The organism is Limnohabitans parvus II-B4 (assembly GCF_003063455.1).
GTDB lineage: Bacteria > Pseudomonadota > Gammaproteobacteria > Burkholderiales > Burkholderiaceae_C > Limnohabitans_A > Limnohabitans_A parvus.
On record NZ_NESN01000003.1, the window covers coordinates 123,030 to 143,089 of the forward strand.

Genomic DNA, 20,060 nt, shown 5'->3' on the forward strand with positions numbered 1-20,060 from the left:
CGTTCTTCAAAGCTCAGCGCCTTCCACCAAAAACCGCACACGCTTTTGGCCCTGCCACTCGTCTGCGTCGAGCCGATAAGCCAGTTTCACACGCGCAGGCAAAGGCTCGGTGCGGCCGAACCAGATGCCGTCCACCGGCTGGCCTTGGTGCTTCATCTTGAGCGACAGGTGCTTTTCGCCCACCAGCCGCTGCGACACGATCTCGATCTCTTCGCAAAATACAGGTGGCGCAAAGCCCTGGCCCCAGACCTCGTGGTGCAGCATCTCGACCAGGTCCACCCGGCGGTATTCGGCAGGCAGCGGCCCATCCGTCTCCAGTCGGCGTTGCAGTGTGGTGGCGTCCAGCCATTCCAGCGCCACTTGGTTGAGCGTCTCCTCGAACACATCCAGATGCTCTTCGGCAATGGTGCAGCCTGCCGCCATGGCGTGGCCGCCAAAGCGCAGCAGCACGCCGGGCGCACGTTTGGCCACCAAGTCGAGCGCGTCGCGCAAATGAAAGCCCGCAATGGATCGGCCTGAGCCTTTGAGTTCGTGCTCTTTGCCCGGGGCGCTGCTGGCCGCAAACACAAAAGTGGGTCGGTGCAATTTGTCCTTGATGCGCGAGGCCACGATGCCCACCACGCCTTCGTGAAAATCGGGGTCGAACACGCAAATGGCGGGCGGCGGCTCGTCGCCTTCGTCAAACAGCGATTCGGCCATTTCCATAGCCATCTCACGCATGTCGCCCTCGATCACGCGGCGTTCGCGGTTGATCGCGTCCAGCTGTTTGGCCAGCTCGTCAGCGCGACCCGTGTCGTCGGTCAGCAGGCATTCGATGCCCAGCGTCATGTCGGCCAGACGGCCTGCGGCATTGATGCGCGGCCCCAAGGCAAAGCCAAAGTCAAAAGTCGTGGCCTTGGCGGTTTCACGGCTGGCCGCACGCATGAGCGCGGCCATGCCCGGGGGCAGCGCCCCAGCCCGCACACGGCGCAGACCTTGCGCCACCAGGCGGCGGTTGTTGGCGTCGAGCTTGACCACGTCGGCCACGGTGCCCAAAGCCACCAGTGGCAGCAGCGCGTCCAGGCGCGGCTGGTTGCTGGCGTCAAACACACCGCGCTGGCGCAGCTCGGCACGCAGGGCCAGCAGCACATAAAACATCACGCCCACACCCGCGATGGATTTGCTGGTGAAGCTGCAGCCGGGCTGGTTGGGGTTGACGATGACTTCGGCGGTGGGCAGTTCGCTGCCGGGCAAATGGTGGTCGGTCACCAGCACCTGCAGGCCCAGGGCTTGCGCCGCTTGCACGCCCGCCACGCTGGCGATGCCGTTGTCCACCGTGATCAGCACGTCGGCGCCTTGCGCGTGCACCCGCTGGGCAATCGGCGGCGTGAGGCCGTAGCCGTCGACCACGCGGTCGGGCACCAAGTAGCTCACGTTTTGGGCCCCCAGCATGCGCAGGCCACGTACGCCCACGGCACAGGCGGTCGCGCCGTCGCAGTCGTAATCGGCCACGATGCACAGGCGCTTGTTTTGCGCCATGGCGTCGGCCAGCAGCTTGGCCGCTTCGTGCGTGCCCAGCATGCCGGCCGGGGGCAGCAGCAGGTTCAGGGCGTCGTCGAGTTCGTCTTTGGATTGGACGCCACGGGCGGCATACAGGCGGGCCAGCAGGGGGTGGATGCCCGCTTGTTCCAGCGCCCAGGCGCTGCGGGGAGGCACATCTCGGGTGAGCAAATTCATGGGGTGATGAGGGCTTGAAGAGCCGCTGCAGGTGTGGCTTTGTTGAAGAGACGTTGGAATGCGCGTGTTGTGCGCTGGTGCCAGCCGGCTGGCTCTGCCGTGTAGGTGTGCGCCGCGTGTTCGCTGCACAGGCTCAGCGTGGCCTGGCCGGTGGCTTTGAAGTGGGCCAGCAAGTCGGCCACGGCCGTCGCATCGAGTTGTTGCCAGGCTTGTCGCCAGGCCTGCACATCGCCGCGCAAAGCACTGTGACGCAGGGCGTCGGGTATTTCCAAGTGGGGTGCAGAGATGGCCGCATCAACCGGCAGCGTGCCCGCTCCGTGCAGCCAAAAAGAATTGACGGCGATTTGCCTGCGTGCGTCGCGTGCATTGTTCACTGGGTGGTTGTACAGCAGCATTTGCATTTCGCTTTGCAGGCGTTGCAAGGGGCGTTCGGCCGTGCCGGTAGGCATCCAGTCCTTCACGTTTTGACCGATCACCCGGTCCAGGCAGGCGCAGCTCAGATCGGCCAGCATGCTGCCCTGAACATGCCATTTCAGCGCGCTGTGCCAGGTGACTTGCAGACCGTCTTCTTGCAAGAACGGTTGCATGGCCTGCAGCAATTGCTGCGATTCCTCATCTGACAGGGACAAACTGGCGGGGTCGAGCATGACCACCTGGTCCATACCAATTTGCCAATGACAGGGGGTCATCCAGGCTTGCGGTTCGGGGCTGCTTTGCCTAGTTTGCCAAGCGGCCCAGGGCAGGGTGGTCGCCCCTGTCCCCCAGCCCAAGGCCTGGGCATGCAGGCGCTCATGGGGCATGTGCAGAGGCGTTTCAGCGCCGTCTTGCAGCACCTCTTGGCGCTGCAAGACGGCCAGCAGGGCCCGCAAATTCGGCAACTGCAAGTGGGCCAAGGCCTCGGGGCTTTGCAGGCTGTGGCTGGCCGCATAGGGAATGATCAGGTGCATGGGGCCTGATTGTCGCAGGCCCCATGCACGCCAAGGTAGCGCGCGTTCAGCGCTTGAGGGCTGCCGCCTCTGCCGCGCAGTCGGACCGATCTGACTTGAGGCCTTTGGCACGGGCGGCGGCAATTTCGGCTTTGGCCAATTGCGCTTGTGCTTGAAACACCGGGTCGGCCTGCAGGCGCGCCACGGCGGCGGCACCCACCACGCGTCCGGCCTCCAGATCGCTTTGCCAGTGCACCCCGCACACCATGCGGCTGTCGCCAAATGCATGGGCGCGTTGCAACAAGGCATCTGCTTTGTCAGGGGCTGCGCCCGCCAAGATCAGCCCCCACGCCCAACCCAAGGCCGCATGGCCCGACGGGTAAGAGCCGTCTTTCGTCAATTGGGCCTCTTCTTTGGGCGCGCAGGTGCTTTCCCCCAACTGTGCAAAAGGACGTTGTCGCTTGTAGTGGTCTTTGGCCTTGTAGGTGGCCAGACCCGCATCGATCAGGGTCCGCCGCAGCAGCATGTTCAAGTGGGGCGTGGCTTCGTGCGAGATCGGCATGTCGAGTGCGCATGAAAACACCCCCGCTGCTTCTGGGAACTTGAGGTTCACATCCTTGGCGGCCTGTTCCCAGCGTGGCGTGTTGCGCAGGTTTCGGGTTTGTTGGTGCATTTCCAGGTCAGCCGCTTGGCGCGCCGAGCCCGGTGGGGGTGGTGGGGGCACCAAGGCCAGGCTATCGGGCAAGGCTTTGCGGTCGAGGTAACCGTTCAGGTAGCCCGAGCCTTTGCGGAATTCCCCCACCTCCTCGGCCGAGGTGGACGGCGCGGTGGGCTGGACAGGGGCTGTCTGGCAGGCGCTCAGCAGTGCGGCTGCGGCAATGGCACACAAGGTGGCGCGTGGATGGCTCATGGCTTGTCTCCTTTTGGCAAGTGATGCATGCGACCTTGACCCCAAGCCAACGCATGTCATGGTCCAAGATGCCAAAGTTTTGATTCAAAGCCATTCAAATACCGTCACTGCCGCGACTTTCTAAGTGAAAACACCATGCTTGCCAAATGTTTCTACGGTTTCATCGAGGCATTGACCGATTGGTCACAATAGCGGCCTATGGCATTTTTCAAAAACATTCCCTACGAGCTGGTGCTGGGCTGGCGCTACACGCGCGCAGGCCGGACCACCCGGCGCAACGGCTTCATTTCTTTCATTTCGGGCGTGTCCATGATGGGCATTGGCCTGGGCGTGGCGGCACTCATCATCGTGCTGAGCGTGATGAACGGGTTTCAAAAAGAGGTGCGCGACCGCATGCTGGGCGTGGTGTCACACATCGAGGTGTATGCCGCCGACGGCGCGGCCGTGGCCGATTTGCCTGCCTTGTTGGCCCGGCTGAAGGCCCACCCGCAGGTGGTGGGTGCTGCGCCCTTCATCACCGCGCAGGCGTTGCTGGCGCGGGGCGAGGACATGAAGGGCGTGCTGGTGCGCGGCATTGACCCGGCGCTGGAGCCGGAAGTCAGCGACTTGTCATCGGACAGCCAAGCCAGCGTGTTGTCGCGCTTGCAAGCGGGCGAGTTTGGCTTGGTGCTGGGGCGCGACCTGGCCAGCAACCTGGGCGTGCAGACCGGTGACCCAGTGACCTTGGTGTCGCCGTCCGGCCAAGTCACGCCTGCGGGCGTGGTGCCGCGCATGAAGCAGATGGGTGTGGTGGGCCTGTTTTCTTCCGGCCATTACGAATACGACTCGGCGCTGGCGCTGATGCATGTGGATGACGCTGCCCGCATGTTCCGGCTGGAAGGCCCCAGCGGCGTGCGCCTGAAGTTGCGTGATTTGCACCTGGCGCGTGCAGTCGCGCGTGACTTGCAATTGGATTTGGGCCCGCAGTTTTTTGTGCGCGACTGGACCCAACAAAACAAGACCTGGTTTGCGGCCGTGCAGGTCGAAAAACGCATGATGTTCATCATCCTCACGCTCATCGTGGCGGTGGCGGCTTTCAATTTGGTCAGCACGCTGGTGATGACGGTGACCGACAAACGCGCCGACATCGCGATCTTGCGCACGCTGGGGGCCAGCCCGCGCAGCATCATGGGCATTTTTGTGGTGCAGGGCGCGACGGTGGGCGTGATCGGCACCCTGAGTGGTTTGTTGCTGGGCCTGCTGGTGGCGTTCAACATCGACGTGATCGTGCCCGCGTTGGAAAAGCTGTTCAACGCCAGCTTTTTGCCGCGCGACATTTACCTGATTAGCCGCATGCCCAGCGAGCCGCTGGCCAGCGACATTTTGCCGGTGGCTATCATTTCTTTGGTGTTGGCCTTTGTGGCCACGCTCTACCCCAGCTGGCGGGCCAGCCAGGTCAACCCGGCGGAGGCACTGCGTTATGAATGACATGAACCCTGTGGTGCTTCAGGCCCACGGCCTGACCAAGCGTTTCACCGAGGGACGTCTGGATGTGACCGTATTGCAAGGCGTGGACCTGGCCGTGTACGCGGGTGAGACGCTCGCCATCGTGGGCGCTTCGGGTTCGGGTAAAAGCACCTTGCTGCATTTGCTGGGCGGGCTGGACGCGCCCACACAGGGTTCGGTGCAGCTCAAGGGGCAGCTGTTGTCGGCCTTGAGTGCGGCCGAGCAAGGCCAGTGGCGCAACCGCTACCTGGGTTTTGTCTACCAGTTTCATCACTTGCTGCCCGAGTTCAGTGCTCTGGACAACGTGGCCATGCCGCTGTGGATTCGCCGCCAGGACCGCGCCGAAGCCGCCGCCGTGGCCACGCAGTGGCTGCAGCGTGTGGGTTTGGGGGAGCGTCTGCATCACCGACCGGCCGAGTTGTCGGGGGGTGAACGCCAGCGCGTTGCCCTGGCCCGCGCCTTGGTGAACGACCCGGCCTGCGTGTTGGCCGACGAGCCCACCGGCAACCTGGACCGCGAAACGGCGGACGGTGTGTTTGCCATGATGTTGCAACTGGCCCGCGAGCGCGGCACTGCCTTTGTGGTGGTCACGCACGACCAAGCCCTGGCCGCACGTTGCGACCGGCAGCTGCATCTGGTCAAGGGTGTGTTGCAAGCGCCTGTCTGAATTTTTGAATGTGGATCGACACGCATTGCCATCTGGACGCTGCCGAGTTTGACGCCGACCGCGACGCCGTGCGCGCAGCGGCCCGTCAAGCGGGCGTGACGCGTTGCGTGATTCCGGCGGTGCACGCCAAGCACTGGACCGATGTGGCGCAGCTGGCCCAGCGGCACGGCGACGCTTACGCCTTGGGCATCCACCCTTTGTTTGTGCCGCACGCGCAGGACAGTGACTTGCTGGCGCTGGACCAGGCCCTGAGCGAGCGAGCAAGCGACCCGAGGCTGGTGGCGGTGGGCGAGATCGGGCTGGACTTTTTTGTGCCTGCGCTGTGCACCCCCGAAATGCGCGAACGCCAATGGTTTTTTTACACCGAGCAGCTGAAGCTGGCGCAAAAGCACGGCCTTCCTGTCATCTTGCATGTGCGGCGCTCGGCCGACCTCTTGATCAAAGGTCTGCGCCAGTACCCGGTGCTTTCCGGCATCGCGCATGCATTCAATGGCAGCAGCCAGCAGGCGCAGGCTTTTGTAGACCTGGGCTTTGCGCTGGGTTTTGGCGGCACGCTGACTTATGAGCGCTCTTTGCAGTTGCGCCGCCTGGCCCGCGATTTGCCTTTGAGTGCGCTCGTGCTGGAAACCGACGCACCCGACATTCCGCCGCAGTGGCTTTACCAAACCGCCGAACAACGTGCCCAAGGCGCAGCCCAAGGCCGCAACAGTCCGGCCGAGCTGCTCCGCATCGCGCAGGTGCTGGCCGATGTGCGCGGTGCGTCGCTGGCCGAGCTGGCCAGCGCCAGCACGGGCAATGCGCTGCGGGTCTTGCCCAAACTGGCTCAGATATGAACGGGCTTGTGCAGACCGATGCCTCGGCGTCCCTTCTTCTTCAAGGCTTGCCGCCACTGGTTTGCGCTGATACACGTGTGCTGGTGCTGGGCAGTTTTCCGAGCGTCAAGTCTTTGCAGTTGCAGCAGTATTACGCCCATCCGCAAAACCATTTTTGGCGCATCATGCAAGCCTTGTGGCCGCAGGCCCCTTGGCCTGGCGACAAAGACCATGCCCGCCGTTGCCAATGTTTGCTGGCGCAAGGTGTGGGCGTGTGGGATGTGTACGCGCAATGCGAACGCGAGGGCAGTCTGGACAGCGCGATCCGTCAGGCCCAATTGAACAATTTTCCGGCCCTGTTGCAACGCTGTCCCCGGCTGAGCGGTATCGCTCACAACGGGGGCGAGAGCTTTCGGCATGCCAAGGCGGTTGAAAAATCACTGCTGCAAGCCGGATTGGCTGAGCAAGTCACGCTGCATCGCCTACCATCGACCAGTCCCGCCCATGCTTCATGGACCTTTGATCAAAAACGCGTTGCCTGGGGCGCGGTCATGCAAGCGCATGGCCTGCTGTCTGGCGATGCCCCTGACCGACCCGATACACCTGACGCCTGAACGGCGCACCCGCACGGAAACCCTGAATGACCCGCAAAAAAGCCGCCGACAAAGCCATTGAACTGCCCGAAGTCAATTTCTCAGAAGATGGAAAAATCCGCTACCTGCACTTGGGCACCGAGTGGATTCAGGGCTCGATGTTTCTGGACAAGCCCTATGACATCGAACTGGAGTACGTGCAGCGCATGTTCGGCTGGCTGCTGTTTTTCCCGCACGACGAAGTCAAGGGGGCTCATGCCATGCAGTTGGGCCTCGGTGCCGGCACGATCACCAAGTTTTGCTACAAAAAGCTCAAGATGACCTGCACCGCGATCGAGCTGAACCCCGGCGTGCTGCATGCCTGCCGGGGCTGGTTCCGTTTGCCGCCCGACGACGAGCGCTTGCGCGTGGTGCTGGCCGATGCCGCGCTGGAAATCCAGAAGGACGAATGGCGCGGCACGGTCGATGCGTTGCAGGTCGACCTCTACGACGAAGAAGCCGCCGCCCCGGTGCTGGACACCCCCGACTTTTACCGCCATTGCCGTGAACTGCTCAGCCAACAAGGCTGCATGACGGTGAACCTGTTTGGCCGTTCGTCCAGTTATGGCGAAAGTGTGGAGAAAATTTGCGCCGCTTTTGGCGAAGACGCCGTGTGGGCATTCAAGCCCACACGCGAGGGCAACGCCATTGTGCTGGCGCAGCGAACCGCCAGCCGGCCTCAACGCGAAGCGTTGACCGCTGCTGCTGACAATATCGAGGAGAAGTGGGGCTTGCCCGCACCCAAATGGCTCAAGGTGTTCAAGCCCTTGGTTAAATGATCTTGCGGGCTGCACAGGCAGCTCGAACCGGCTTCGCATCAGGGTAAACCATGTGTTTGTCACCTCGGAAACATAGGTGTAACCCACATCGTTAAAACCAGATTGTTCACGCAGAATCTCGTCAACTCAAATCAGAGGAGATATCTCGTGAACATCAAGAGTCAAAAAGACTTTTTTTCCGGCCTGTTTTACACCGTGGCTGGCGCTGCCTTTGCTTATGGTGCGACCAACTACACCGTGGGCACCGGTGCCCGCATGGGGCCTGGCTACTTTCCGCTGCTGTTGGGCGTTTTGTTGGCACTGATTGGTGCCTTCGTCATGTTCAAAGCCTTGACGGTGGAGACTCAGGACGGTGACAAGATCGGTGCATGGGCCTGGAAGCCTTTGGTTTTCATCATTGCCGGCAACGTCTTGTTTGGCATTTTGCTGGGAGGCTTGCCTTCTTTTGGCGTGCCAGCCATGGGTTTGATCGTCGCGATTTTCGGCACCACATTGGTGGTCAGCCTGGCGGGTGACACCTTCAAGCTCAAAGAAGTATTGATTCTGGCCGCGGTCCTGTCGGCCGGCAGTTACGGCGCTTTCGTGCTGCTGCTGAAGCTGCAGTTCCCTGTCTGGCCCACATTCATCACCGGTTGAGGAGAAATAATTCATGGAACTGTTTGACAACCTTGCCCTTGGTTTTGGGGTGGCTTTCACCTTTCAAAACCTGATTTACGCCTTTATCGGCTGTTTGCTGGGCACACTGATCGGCGTTTTGCCTGGCGTGGGTCCTGTGGCGACCATCGCTATGCTGCTGCCCGCCACCTACGCGCTGCCCCCCGTGGCTGCGCTGATCATGTTGGCAGGTATTTACTACGGCGCCCAATACGGCGGCTCGACCACCGCTATTTTGGTGAACCTGCCGGGTGAAGCCTCTTCGGTCGTGACCATGATCGACGGTTACCAGATGGCCCGTAAAGGCCGTGCCGGTCCTGCTTTGGCAGCGGCGGGTCTGGGTTCTTTCTTTGCCGGTTGCGTGGGTACCTTGATTTTGGCGGCCTTCGCCGGTCCCTTGACCGAAGTCGCTTTCAAGTTCGGTCCTGCCGAATACTTTTCGCTGATGATTCTGGGCTTGATCGGGGCCGTGGTGCTGGCTTCGGGTTCCCTGATCAAAGCGGTGGGCATGATCGTTTTGGGTTTGCTCATGGGCCTGATTGGTACCGACGTGAACTCGGGTGTGGCCCGTTTCAGCTTCGACATTCCTGAACTGACCGACGGTGTGGGTTTCATCACCATCGCCATGGGTGTGTTTGGTTACGGCGAGATCATCTCCAACCTGTCCAAGCCTGAGGAAGACCGTGAAGTCTTCACCGCCAAAGTGACTGGCTTGATGCCCAATGCCGAAGACTTCAAGAACATGATTCCTGCGGTTTTGCGCGGCACGGCTTTGGGTTCGGCCCTGGGCATCTTGCCTGGTGGCGGTGCTTTGCTGGCGGCTTTTGCGGCCTACACCATCGAGAAGAAAACCAAGCTGCGCCCCGGCGAAGTGCCTTTCGGTCAAGGCAACATCCGTGGTGTGGCCTCGCCCGAGTCGGCCAACAACTCGGCCTCGCAGACCTCCTTCATCCCCTTGCTGACACTGGGCATTCCGCCTAACGCTGTGATGGCCTTGATGGTGGGTGCGATGACGATCCACAACATCCAGCCTGGCCCTCAGGTGATGACCAGCAACCCCGAGTTGTTCTGGGGCCTGATCGCTTCGATGTGGATCGGCAACGCCATGTTGATCATCTTGAACCTGCCTTTGATCGGCATCTGGATCAAGCTGCTGACGGTGCCTTACCGCTGGTTGTTCCCTGCCATCGTGCTGTTTTGCGCGATCGGTGTGTATTCGACCAACAACAACACCTGGGACATCTGGATGGTGGCCATGTTTGGTGTGATCGGCTACACCTTCATCAAGCTGGGCATGGAGCCAGCGCCCCTGCTGCTGGGCTTCATTCTGGGCCCGATGATGGAAGAAAACCTGCGCCGGGCCATGCTCTTGTCGCGTGGCGACTGGAGCGTTTTTGTGACGCGGCCTCTGTCTGCGGGCCTGTTGGCTGCGGCCTTGCTGCTGTTGGTCATCGTGGCCTTGCCCTCGATCAAGTCCAAGCGTGAAGAGGCTTTCGTCGAAGAATGACCGATTGATGCTTTGAATGCGAAAGCGGCCTCCTTGGAGGCCGTTTTCTTTGGTGCGTCCAAGGGGCATGTCACCAGAGGGCGTCATCCCGGCCTCAGCTCTGCCAAAATCACTTTTGCATGGGCTTGGGCCCTGTTTTTTTGCTTTTGGGGACTTCATGAAAAGACACGATGTGATCCATACCCTGCTGGCCGCTTTTGTGGGGCTGGTTTGTGCGACTTCCGTGCAAGCCCAGTCCTACCCGACCAAGCCCATCCGCCTCATCGTGCCATTCCCGGCGGGTGGGGCCACCGACTTGTTTGCGCGCACCTTGTCGCAAAAGCTGGGCGAAAAAATGGGCACAACGCTGGTGGTCGAAAACCGCCCCGGCGCGGGCGGCACCTTGGGCTCGGACCTGGCCGCCAAGGCCAGCCCAGATGGCTATACCTTGCTGCTGTCCACTTCCAGCACGCACTCGATCGGGCCCAACCTGAACCCGCGCATGCCCTATGACGCGGTCAAAGACTTCACTCCGATCAGCCAAGTGGGCAATGCGCCCAGCATCATGCTGGTGCCCAACAGCTCGCCCGCCAAAACCGTCAAGGAATGGATCGATCACGCCAAGAAGAACCCTGGCCGCTTGAACTATGCGTCGAGCGGCAATGGCACCATCGTCCAGTTGTCGGCAGAGTTGTTCAAGGCGCAGGCCGATGTGTTTGTCGTCCACATTCCCTACAAGGGCACAGCCTTGGCCATTCCCGATTTGGTCAGTGGCAAGGTGGATGTGCTGTTTGACAGCTTGCCCACCGGTTTGCCGCACGTGCGCGATGGCCGTTTGCGCGCTTTGGGCGTGACCACGCTCAAGCCTACAGCGCTGGCGCCGGGTGTGCAGCCCATCGCCGATGTCTTGCCCGGTTACGAGTCCAACACTTGGTTTGGTTTGTTTGGCCCCAAAGGGTTGCCGCCTGAAGTGGTCAGCCGCGTGAACATGGCTGCCAATCAAGTGCTGCAAGACCCCGAGGTGTTGGACAAGCTGCAACGGTTTGGCATTGAGCCTGTGGGGGGTACGCCAGCCCAGTTCACCGCCATGCTGGCGAAAGAATCGGCCAAGTGGAAAAAAATCATCACCGAGCGCAAGATCACTTTGGAATGACATGAACTTCAATCACCAGTTCCCCTACACCAGCACCCGTTTGCCGCTGTTCGCGCGCAACATCGTTTCCACCTCGCACCCTTTGGCCGCCCAAGCCGGCTTGCGCATGATGCTCAAGGGCGGCAATGCGGTTGACGCCGCCATTGCCGCTGCAGCGGTGATCACGCTGACCGAGCCCGTGAGTTGCGGTTTGGGTTCGGATGCTTTTGCCATTTTGTGGGACGGCAAAGAGTTGCACGGCCTCAACTCGTCTGGTCCTGCCCCTGCCACTTGGACGCCCGACTACTTTCACCGCAAATACGGCGCTGACGCAATCACACCGCCCAAGCGCGGCTTCGACTCGGTCACCGTGCCCGGCGCGGTGGCCGGTTGGGTTGCCTTGAGCGAGCGCTTTGGCAAGCTGCCTTTTGCTGACTTGCTTGAGCCCGCCATCGAGGTGGCCGAGCGCGGTTATTTGATCCCTGTGGTGGTGCAGCAAAAGTGGGCTGCGGCCACGCCCGAGCTGCAGTCACAACCCGGTTTTGCACAAAGTTTTTTGCCCTGGGGCCGCGCCCCCGAAGTGGGTGAGCTGTTTCAGTTCAAGAACGCGGCGCGTGGCCTCAAAGCCATTGCGGCCACCAAGGGTCAAGCCCTCTACGGTGGCGAGATTGCCGAGGCGATTGAAAAGTTCGCCAAGGAAAACGGCGGCAGCATCACGGCCAAAGACCTGGCCGACTTCAAGCCCGAGTGGGTCAAGCCCATTGCGCAAGACTACCGTGGTTACACCCTGCACGAGATCCCGCCCAACGGGCAAGGCATCGCGGCGCTGATCGCCTTGGGGATCTTGTCCAACTTCGACCTGGCCAGCCACGCGGTCGACGGCGTGGATTCGCAGCACCTGCAAATCGAAGCCATGAAACTGGCCTTTGCCGACGTGTACCGCTACGTGGCCGACCCGCGCTACATGGAGGTCACGCCCGAGCAGATGCTCGACCCGGCTTATCTGGCCAGTCGCGCCAGGCTGATCGACATGAAGAAGGCGCAAAACTTCCAAGCGGGCAACCCGGTCAAGGGCGGCACGATTTACCTGACGGCGGCCGATGAAAACGGCATGATGGTCAGCTTCATCCAAAGCAACTTCATGGGCTTTGGCTCCGGTGTGGTGGAACCGAACTACGGCATCAGCCTGCAAAACCGGGGCCACGGTTTCAGCACCAACCTGAACGGCCCCAACAAGGCCAACTTGGTGATGCCCGGCAAGCGGCCTTTCCAGACCATCATCCCCGCTTTCCTGACCCAAGACGGTCAGCCCGTCATGAGCTACGGCGTGATGGGCGGCAACATGCAGCCCCAAGGCCACATGCAAACCCTGGTGCGCATGCTCGACTACAAGCAAAACCCTCAAGCCGCATGCGATGCACCGCGCTGGCGTTACAACACCGGTATGAACATCAACGTCGAAGCCGCCATGAACAGCCAGACCGTGCAGGGCCTGATCGCCCGTGGTCACGAGTTGGACGTCATCAACGACTCCTACCAAGACTTTGGTGCCGGCCAGTTCATCTGGCGCATGGGCAATCCGGGCGTGGAAGGTTACATGGCCGCCAGCGACCCGCGCCGTGATGGGCAGGCTGTGGGCTTTTGATGCGCCAGGCGCTGTTGTTGCGTGGGGTTGTGCTGGTTGTGGGGGCATGGGCATGCGCTCTTGCATCGGCACAACCGCTGTCCTGTGCTGTGGTGCTCTTGCATGGCAAATGGGGCACAGCGCAATCGCCTTATCTCAAGCCCATAGCTCAAAAAATTGAACCCTATTGCCAGGTTCGGATGCTTGAAATGCCATGGTCACGTCATCGACTTTACGACCGCCCTTACGCCGACGCGCTGGCACAAATTCAGTCCACAGTTCTGGCCTTGCGTCAATCAGGCATCCAATGGGTAGCAGTGGGAGGCCAGAGTTTTGGTGCCAATGCCACACTGGCCTACATGGCCCAGGTTGGCGATGCGGACGCTGTCTTGCCTATGGCTCCAGGCCATGTGCCCGAGGTCTTTGACCAAGTGCCCGATGTGCGGCGCAGTGTCGATGCGGCGCGTCAGTTGGTGCAATCGGGTCAGGGCGACACCTTGATCGAGATGAACGACATCAACCAAGGGCAACGTCGCCCGATCAAAACCACTGCCACAGCTTTGTGGAGTTATTTCAACCCGCAAGGCTGGGGCAATATGGGTCTGAGTGCTGCCGCGTTTCGAAAACCCGTCCCGGTGTTTTGGGCGATCGGCAAGCAAGACATGCTGTACCCCTCTGCCTCAGCTGCGATTTATCAAAAATTGCCGCCACACCCTGACAGCCGGTATCTTGTGCTGAATGCCAACCATGCCAACACGCCCGAGCTGGCCGCGGACGAGGCTGTGCAATGGATATGGGGCCGGATTGGGCGTTGACGATGCAAGCACAAAGAAATGCCCATCTGACCACTGGCCTGATCATGGCCATGGCCGGTTCGATCGCCTTCAGCGGCAAAGCCATCATCGTCAAGTTGGCTTATCGCCATGGTGTCGATGCCGTCACTCTGGTCATGCTGCGCATGCTCTTTGCCTTGCCCCTGTTTTTGTGTATGGCCTGGTGGGCCGGACGCGGCAAACCCCGGATCGCCAAGCGTGACTGGCTGGGCATTTTGGGTCTGGGCTTCAGCGGTTATTACTTGGCCTCATTTCTGGATTTCTGGGGCTTGGAATACATCAGCGCTTCTTTGGAGCGCCTGATCTTGTACCTCAACCCCACACTGGTGCTGGTGCTGGGCTGGTTCTTGTATCGCCGCAAAATCAGCTACCACCAAGGGGTGGGCATGGCCATCAGCTATGCCGGTGTGATGCTGGTGTTCGGCCATGAAGCGGCACTCGACGGCAAAAACGCCGTACTGGGCGCGGCGCTGGTGTTGGGCAGTGCCATCAGCTATGCGCTGTACCTGAGTTACAGCGGGCAGATGGTGCAGCGGCTTGGTTCGCTGCGTTTGGCGGGCTGGGCCACCTCGGTGGCGTGTGTCTTGTGCATTGCTCAATTTGCGGTGCTGCGCCCGTTGTCGCTGGCGCAGGTTCCCGAGCCCGTGATCTGGTTGTCACTGCTCAACGCCACGGCTTGCACGGCGGTGCCCGTGGTCTTGGTCATGATGGCCATCGAACGCATCGGCTCGGGCCTGACGGCGCAGACCGGCATGATCGGCCCCATGTCCACGCTGCTCATGGGTGTGGTCCTTTTGGGTGAGCCTTTCAACATATGGATTGTGGGCGGCACCGTGCTGGTGCTGTCGGGTGTTTTTTGGGTGACACGCGCACCCAAAGTTTGAAATCAACAGGAGCGAAAATGGATTTGGGCATTGCAGGCAAGTGGGCTTTGGTGGGTGGCGCGAGCAAAGGCTTGGGCTGGGGTTGCGCACGGGCATTGGCGCTGGAAGGCGTGAACGTGGTCATGGTGGCGCGTGGCGCCGAAGTGCTGAACAAGGCAGTGGATGACTTGCGTGCCGAAACGGGTGGCAAAGTGCAGTTGATCGCCGTGGCGCAAGACATCACCACCGAAGCTGGGCGCGAAGCCATCTGGAACGTGGCGGGTGGCCCCGGCAAAGACTACGACATCGTGGTCACCAACGCAGGCGGCCCGCCACCCGGTGACTTTCGTGACTGGGACCGCGAGGCCTGGCTCAAGGCCATCGATGCCAACATGCTCACGCCGATTGAGTTGATCAAAGCCACGGTGGACGGCATGGCCGCACGCGGCTTTGGTCGCATCGTCAACATCACCTCCAGCTCGGTGAAGTCGCCCATCGACGTGCTGGGCTTGTCCAATGGCGCCCGCAGTGGCCTGACGGGTTTTGTGGCCGGCACATCGCGCAGCAAAATTGCGGGCCAGGGCGTGACCATCAACAACTTGCTACCCGGCAAGTTCGACACCGACCGCATCCGCTCGACGCTGCCCGCGATGGCGCAAAAGCAAGGCAAAACGGTGGAAGAAATGCGCGCCATCCAGCAAGCGCAAATCCCGGCAGGGCGCTACGGCAACCCGCAAGAGTTTGGTGCCATCTGCGCCTTTTTGTGCAGCCAGCACGCGGCTTACATGACGGGCCAGAACGTGTTGGCCGATGGCGGGGCTTATCCGGGGACGTTTTGACAGCGGTCTGGTGACTGAGCTGAAGTTTTGCAATGGCTGTCGGGCCATTGCTGTTGCCTTGGTTTGATATTTGAGCTTGCGGTCAGTGGTCTTTTTTTGGCTGGTAGCGGACATCCCGAGGCTGAGGCTGATGTTTGGCGCCTGCCATAACCGGTCGTTCGCTATGCAGTGCATCCAGTGACCGGTCTACAGCTCACAGCTGCATCCAACATGGCTAAATCACAGATGACGGAAGGCAATTGAATTCGCGCACAGAGTTTCAACGCTTTGTCTTGCTGGATCCTAGGGCGAACCACTAGCGCAAAGGTAGCCATATGTCGGTGTTTTGACATTCATGAACGATCACGCTCCATAAAATTAGCCATCGATCTATTGATGGCATTTGGCGTTACCGAATGCCCATTTATGCGTAAGGTACCTACATGCCCTCCAAAGACTCGCAATCGCTGAAAGTCGCCGACCCAAGTGCCCAATTTTCCGGTCATATCGGCCAAACGTTGCCAGAGTCCTCGCCAAGTTGGTCGCCTCGACTGGGTGCGCCACAAGGCAGTCCGAACATCATTGTGATCCTGCTCGACGACCTGGGCTTCTCCGACTTCGGTTGTTACGGTGGTGAGATTCAAACCCCTAACATCGACCGTCTTGCCGCGCAGGGACTGCGCTACACCAACTACACCACAGTGCCCATGTGCACGCCGGCCCGCGCGGCTCTGCTGACGGGCAAGAACCCGCACAGTGTTGGTTGTGGCTGGCTGACGCACAATGATCCGGGTTACCCGGGTTACCGTGGCGAAATATCCAGGGATGCGCCATTGATGTCCGAGTTGTTGCGCGAACAGGGCTGGTCCACCATGGCCCTGGGCAAATGGCACAACACTTACGACCGCAACCTGCACAGCGCCGCTGACAACAGTGGCTGGCCCCTGCAACGTGGCTTCGACCGTTTCTACGGATTCATGGGGGCCGAGACCAGCTACTACCAGCCCGATCGCATGCTCGAAGGCAACCAGCTGGCACAGGTGGATGGCTACCCAGAGGGCTACTTTGCCCCAGATGATTACACCAGCCGCGCCATCGCCTGGATTGCTGAAAACCGCGCCAGCGCGCCGGACAAACCCTTCTTCACTTACCTCGCATTCCAGTCGCCGCACACGCCGCATCAGGCCAAGCCCGAAGACCAAGCCAAATACAACGGTGTTTACGAGGCCGGCTGGGACGCCTTGCGGCTGGCGCGTTTCGAGCGCCAGCGGGCCATGGGGCTGATCGAACCCAACGCCGTACTGCCACCGCGCAATCCCGGCATCCCCGAGTGGGCAAGCTTGCCGGCCGAGCAGAAAGAACTTTACGCACGCTACATGGCGTGTTACGCAGGGCTGGTGGACAACGTCGATCAGAACGTGGGGCGCTTGCTGGCCTTCTTGGAAAAAAGCGGCCAACTGGACAACACGCTGATCATGATCACATCGGACAACGGCGCCAATTCCATCGGCGGTCCGACCGGCGTGATGAACCTGCAGGACCGTCGCCAGGGTTTTCCGGAAGACGCTGCGCTGGTGCGCCGCCTGGTGGAGACGAACGCCGTCGGCGACGACGCCACCTACGCGGCTTACCCCAGCGGGTGGTCACAGGTGTCCAACACGCCGTACCGGTTCTACAAGCGCACACCCATGGCCGGCGGCATCCGGGTACCTTTTGTCGCACACTGGCCCAAGGGCTTGGCCGACCCGGGTGGATTGCGCTCCCAATGGATCCACGTCACCGACTTGCTGCCGACCCTGCTCGACCTGACCGGTGGTCGCTATCCCTCGGTGCACAACGGTTACCGCACGCGTTCCATGGATGGCAAGAGCTTTGCTACCTCGCTGCGCCAAGTCGATGCCCCGGTGCAACGCCAGCGACAGTACTACGAGCTGCAGGGCAACCGCGGTTATATCAGTGGCGAGTGGAAAATCGTTTCGCTTCAACCGCCACTGCAACCACTCGATCTGAACAACTGGATGCTGTTTCACATCGCCAGCGATCCAACGGAGGTGAAGGACGTGGCCGCTAGCCAGCCCGAGGTGCTGCAACGTCTGATTGCTGAGTTTGAGGTCGAAGCCACGGCGAACTATGTCTACCCCATTGACAACCGCGATGACAGGCGCGCCATCACGTTACCGCCGCACGAGCTGGCACAAGCCCTTGTTCCGCGCGACTTCTATCGCGAGAGCGAAGCCATTCCCGGTGTGACTGTTTCGCCCATGATCGCTGACAGGGATTTCGTGCTCCGCGCACAGTTTGAATGGCGCACCGGCGACGAAGGTGTGATCGTGGCGCTGGGTGATCACTTTAGCGGTATGGTGCTGTTCGTTATGGACGGTGCGCTGCACTTCACCTACCAGCTCTGGTATCGCCCCATCGAGTTGATCCCGATCCTGTTGACGCCAGGTACACAGGACTTCGTGTTGAACTACCGAGCTCTCGGCGATCGCAAAGGCCAAGGCCACTTCAGCTTGAACGGACAGGTCGTTGCTGCGGGGGCAGACCTTTCGCCCACGATGGTGCGCCTGCCCTCGGGTGGTCTGAGCGTGGGCATCAACAAGCGCCGAGCCATCAGCGAACGCTACGCCGACCGAGGTGCGTTCCGCTACAGCGGTCAAATTGACCTGGTGAGACTTGAGCCCGGTGACCAACCTGCCGATTCGCCGATGGTGCTGGACGAAGCAGCCGTGCAAGCCCGACTGCGGGCTGCGGCCAGACAGAACTGATCAGCACCCTTGCAAGGATTCGTGCTGCTGTTTAGCGCTACAGTGCCGTGAAAAACTGAAACGGCACAGCGTTCCTCACGGCCCGAGCAGGGCGCGGGCTATGCTTAGAAGCCCCAACGCACATGTCAGTACGACGCTCACGCGTCGCGCTGTGTGGCCGCCGTAGCGGGCGAACAACCGGTTGCCGAGCGTATCGCCCAGCAATACCACTGGCAAGGCCAGAGCAAAGAGCAGCATCACCGGTGGTGTGATGTGGCCGCCAAACAGGTAGGCGCAGGTCGCCAAAAGACACACAGTCAACAGCCCCAGTGCAAGAGTCGCGCGGGCCTGGCCTATGTCGGTTGCGGTGAGCATGAACAACACCACCACCGGCGGCCCGGCAATGCCCACGGCACCTCCTAACACGCCTGAGGCCAGCCCTGCGAGCGCCAGCGCCGGCAGAGTCAAGGCTTGGTGACGGGGCGGTATCAGGAGCATGGCTGCCGACAACGCAAGTACCAATAGGCCCATAACCAAGCGCAGGCCCGCATCGCCCACCATGGTATGCAGCCAGTAACCCATCGGCGTACCTACCAGCCCCGAGAACAGCAAGGGCAAAAAAATCCGACGCGAGATCTGGCCTCGCATTGCCGGCACATTCTTCAAAGTGGCGGCGAGCGCCAGCAGGATGTTCAGCACCACCGCTTGTTCGGGTGGAAACACCAAACTCAGCATGGGGACCGCAATGATCGAGAAAGCCCAACCGGTCATGGCTCGAACAACGGAGGCCAACAGCACGGATGTTCCGAGCCACAGCAGGGCCACAGAACTGATGTCACCCATGAGCAAGCTCAAAGTCAATGGTGTATCGTAAACCCTCAGACACCGTGACGCTCCTTGGCCATGACCGTGCCGGTCGCGCCCCCCGTAATGAGGGCCACATGCCCACTGACCTGCATCGGTGCTTCAGTTCGGTTCGAGCTTCAGGTCTTTGACGACTTCGCTCATCCAAAGTACATCCGAAGCGATCTGCTGGCGGAATTCTTCCGATGTCTTGCTGGATTTCAGCGTCATGCCAAAAGGGGTCAGTTTCTCAACCACCGGGAGGGATACTCCCGCTGCCGCCAGTTCTCGCTGCAAGCGCTGCACGATGGCGGGCGGCGTATCTGGATGGACAGCAAAGCCAGACCAGATCCGCAGGGGCGAGACGTTCACGCCCGCTTCGACGATGGTGGGCACATCCGGAAACTCTTTGAGTCGGGTCTGATCGATCGCAGCCAGAACTCTTACTTGACCTTTGGGTGCGAACTGCATGGCGAAGATGGCCGGTGCCACAGTGAAATCCACCTCTCCACCGATGACGGCTTTGACCATGTCGGGACCACCCTTGTATGCCACATTCACGCCTGTGAAGCCTGCCGCTTTTTCCATCTGTGCGATTTTGAGGTGTTCAATGGCGCCCTGGCCTGGTGTTGCGTAGTTCAGCTTGCCAGGGTTGGCACGCCCAAAAGCCACCAGGTCTTTCATGGTTTTATGCGGTGAGTTTGGACCAACCATCAGCACCATGGGTGTATCGCCCGCGATGGTCAGTGGAATCAACTGCTTGTTCAAATCAAACTTCTTTTGCACCACCTGCACGCCCACCATGCCCAGATTCAGATGCATCACCGAGTAACCATCGGCTGGCGCAGACAGCACCGACTGCAAGCCCAGCATGAACAGACCACCTGGTTTGTTTTCGACCACCACGGGTTGTTTGAGCGACTTTTCCAACTCCAGCGCCATGGTGCGAACACCTACATCGGCTGCACCGCCGGCTGGCAAAGGAATGACGATCTTGATTGGACGGTTTGGAAAGTCGGTCTGCGCAAGCACTGGCAGCGCCGAACCAAGCAGCGATGCGCCAGCCAAACACAAGGCCAAGCGTCGGCAGATGAGTTGCTTTGTCATGGGGGATCCCTTTCGAATGTTTTGGT

The 20,060-nt window shown here is 60.7% G+C and carries 18 protein-coding genes; 13 read left to right on the forward strand and 5 right to left on the reverse strand.

Features of this window, described 5'->3' with window-relative positions; genetic code table 11:
* Positions 1-6: 6 nt before the first annotated feature.
* The 3 genes from recJ to B9Z37_RS09060 are packed head-to-tail and all read right to left on the reverse strand — an operon-like array spanning position 7 to position 3,552.
* On the reverse strand, positions 7-1,716 hold the full coding sequence (recJ, locus tag B9Z37_RS09050; protein ID WP_108312706.1) for a single-stranded-DNA-specific exonuclease RecJ: 1,710 nt from the start codon (positions 1,714-1,716) through the stop codon (positions 7-9).
* Entirely contained in the window at positions 1,713-2,663 is a 951-nt protein-coding gene (locus B9Z37_RS09055) for a hypothetical protein (protein ID WP_108312707.1), read from the reverse strand. Before B9Z37_RS09055 ends, recJ begins: the two co-directional genes overlap by 4 nt.
* Positions 2,664-2,709: 46 nt before the next feature.
* Complete coding sequence (locus B9Z37_RS09060) at positions 2,710-3,552, reverse strand: acid phosphatase (protein WP_108312708.1); 843 nt, start codon at positions 3,550-3,552, stop codon at positions 2,710-2,712.
* A gap of 198 nt (positions 3,553-3,750) precedes the next feature.
* Between B9Z37_RS09060 and B9Z37_RS09065 the strand changes: the two genes are divergently transcribed.
* The 13 genes from B9Z37_RS09065 to B9Z37_RS09125 all read left to right on the forward strand — a co-directional run bounded on the left by B9Z37_RS09065 (position 3,751) and on the right by B9Z37_RS09125 (position 18,105).
* On the forward strand, positions 3,751-5,019 hold the full coding sequence (locus tag B9Z37_RS09065; RefSeq protein ID WP_108312709.1) for a lipoprotein-releasing ABC transporter permease subunit: 1,269 nt from the start codon (positions 3,751-3,753) through the stop codon (positions 5,017-5,019).
* On the forward strand, positions 5,012-5,704 hold the full coding sequence (gene lolD / locus B9Z37_RS09070) for a lipoprotein-releasing ABC transporter ATP-binding protein LolD (RefSeq protein WP_108312710.1): 693 nt from the start codon (positions 5,012-5,014) through the stop codon (positions 5,702-5,704). The genes B9Z37_RS09065 and lolD overlap by 8 nt, the downstream gene beginning before the upstream one ends.
* An 8-nt stretch (positions 5,705-5,712) precedes the next feature.
* Positions 5,713-6,537, forward strand: coding sequence for a TatD family hydrolase (locus tag B9Z37_RS09075; protein ID WP_108312711.1), 825 nt, complete (start codon positions 5,713-5,715; stop codon positions 6,535-6,537).
* A complete protein-coding gene (locus B9Z37_RS09080) occupies positions 6,534-7,130 on the forward strand; it encodes a DNA-deoxyinosine glycosylase (RefSeq protein ID WP_108312712.1) in 597 nt (198 codons plus the stop codon). Before B9Z37_RS09075 ends, B9Z37_RS09080 begins: the two co-directional genes overlap by 4 nt.
* 26 nt (positions 7,131-7,156) lie before the next feature.
* Positions 7,157-7,927, forward strand: coding sequence for a class I SAM-dependent methyltransferase (locus B9Z37_RS09085; RefSeq protein WP_108312713.1), 771 nt, complete (start codon positions 7,157-7,159; stop codon positions 7,925-7,927).
* Positions 7,928-8,074: 147 nt separating this feature from the next.
* Positions 8,075-8,563: a tripartite tricarboxylate transporter TctB family protein gene (locus B9Z37_RS09090; RefSeq protein ID WP_108312714.1), complete on the forward strand. Its 489-nt coding sequence runs from the start codon at positions 8,075-8,077 to the stop codon at positions 8,561-8,563.
* 13 nt (positions 8,564-8,576) lie between these two features.
* Positions 8,577-10,088, forward strand: coding sequence for a tripartite tricarboxylate transporter permease (locus B9Z37_RS09095; protein ID WP_108312715.1), 1,512 nt, complete (start codon positions 8,577-8,579; stop codon positions 10,086-10,088).
* 157 nt (positions 10,089-10,245) lie between these two features.
* The gene (locus B9Z37_RS09100; protein WP_108312716.1) at positions 10,246-11,220 is read left to right on the forward strand and encodes a Bug family tripartite tricarboxylate transporter substrate binding protein; all 975 of its coding nucleotides are present in this window, start codon (positions 10,246-10,248) and stop codon (positions 11,218-11,220) included.
* 1 nt (position 11,221) lies between these two features.
* A complete protein-coding gene (locus B9Z37_RS09105; protein WP_108312717.1) occupies positions 11,222-12,844 on the forward strand; it encodes a gamma-glutamyltransferase family protein in 1,623 nt (540 codons plus the stop codon).
* Positions 12,845-13,032: 188 nt separating this feature from the next.
* On the forward strand, positions 13,033-13,638 hold the full coding sequence (locus B9Z37_RS09110; RefSeq protein WP_240606673.1) for an alpha/beta hydrolase: 606 nt from the start codon (positions 13,033-13,035) through the stop codon (positions 13,636-13,638).
* Positions 13,639-13,640: 2 nt separating this feature from the next.
* Positions 13,641-14,540: a DMT family transporter gene (locus tag B9Z37_RS09115; protein WP_108312719.1), complete on the forward strand. Its 900-nt coding sequence runs from the start codon at positions 13,641-13,643 to the stop codon at positions 14,538-14,540.
* 17 nt (positions 14,541-14,557) lie between these two features.
* Positions 14,558-15,358, forward strand: a complete 801-nt coding sequence (locus B9Z37_RS09120) for an SDR family oxidoreductase (protein WP_108312720.1) — start codon at positions 14,558-14,560, stop codon at positions 15,356-15,358.
* Positions 15,359-15,780: 422 nt separating this feature from the next.
* Positions 15,781-18,105, forward strand: a complete 2,325-nt coding sequence (locus B9Z37_RS09125; RefSeq protein ID WP_108312721.1) for an arylsulfatase — start codon at positions 15,781-15,783, stop codon at positions 18,103-18,105.
* 75 nt (positions 18,106-18,180) lie between these two features.
* Here the strand turns inward: B9Z37_RS09125 and B9Z37_RS09130 are convergent, their stop codons facing one another.
* Together B9Z37_RS09130 and B9Z37_RS09135 are read right to left on the reverse strand one after the other, a co-directional pair.
* A complete protein-coding gene (locus tag B9Z37_RS09130; RefSeq protein WP_108312722.1) occupies positions 18,181-18,927 on the reverse strand; it encodes a sulfite exporter TauE/SafE family protein in 747 nt (248 codons plus the stop codon).
* A 123-nt stretch (positions 18,928-19,050) separates the two neighbouring features.
* Positions 19,051-20,034, reverse strand: a complete 984-nt coding sequence (locus B9Z37_RS09135) for a Bug family tripartite tricarboxylate transporter substrate binding protein (protein WP_108312723.1) — start codon at positions 20,032-20,034, stop codon at positions 19,051-19,053.
* Positions 20,035-20,060: the final 26 nt, after the last annotated feature.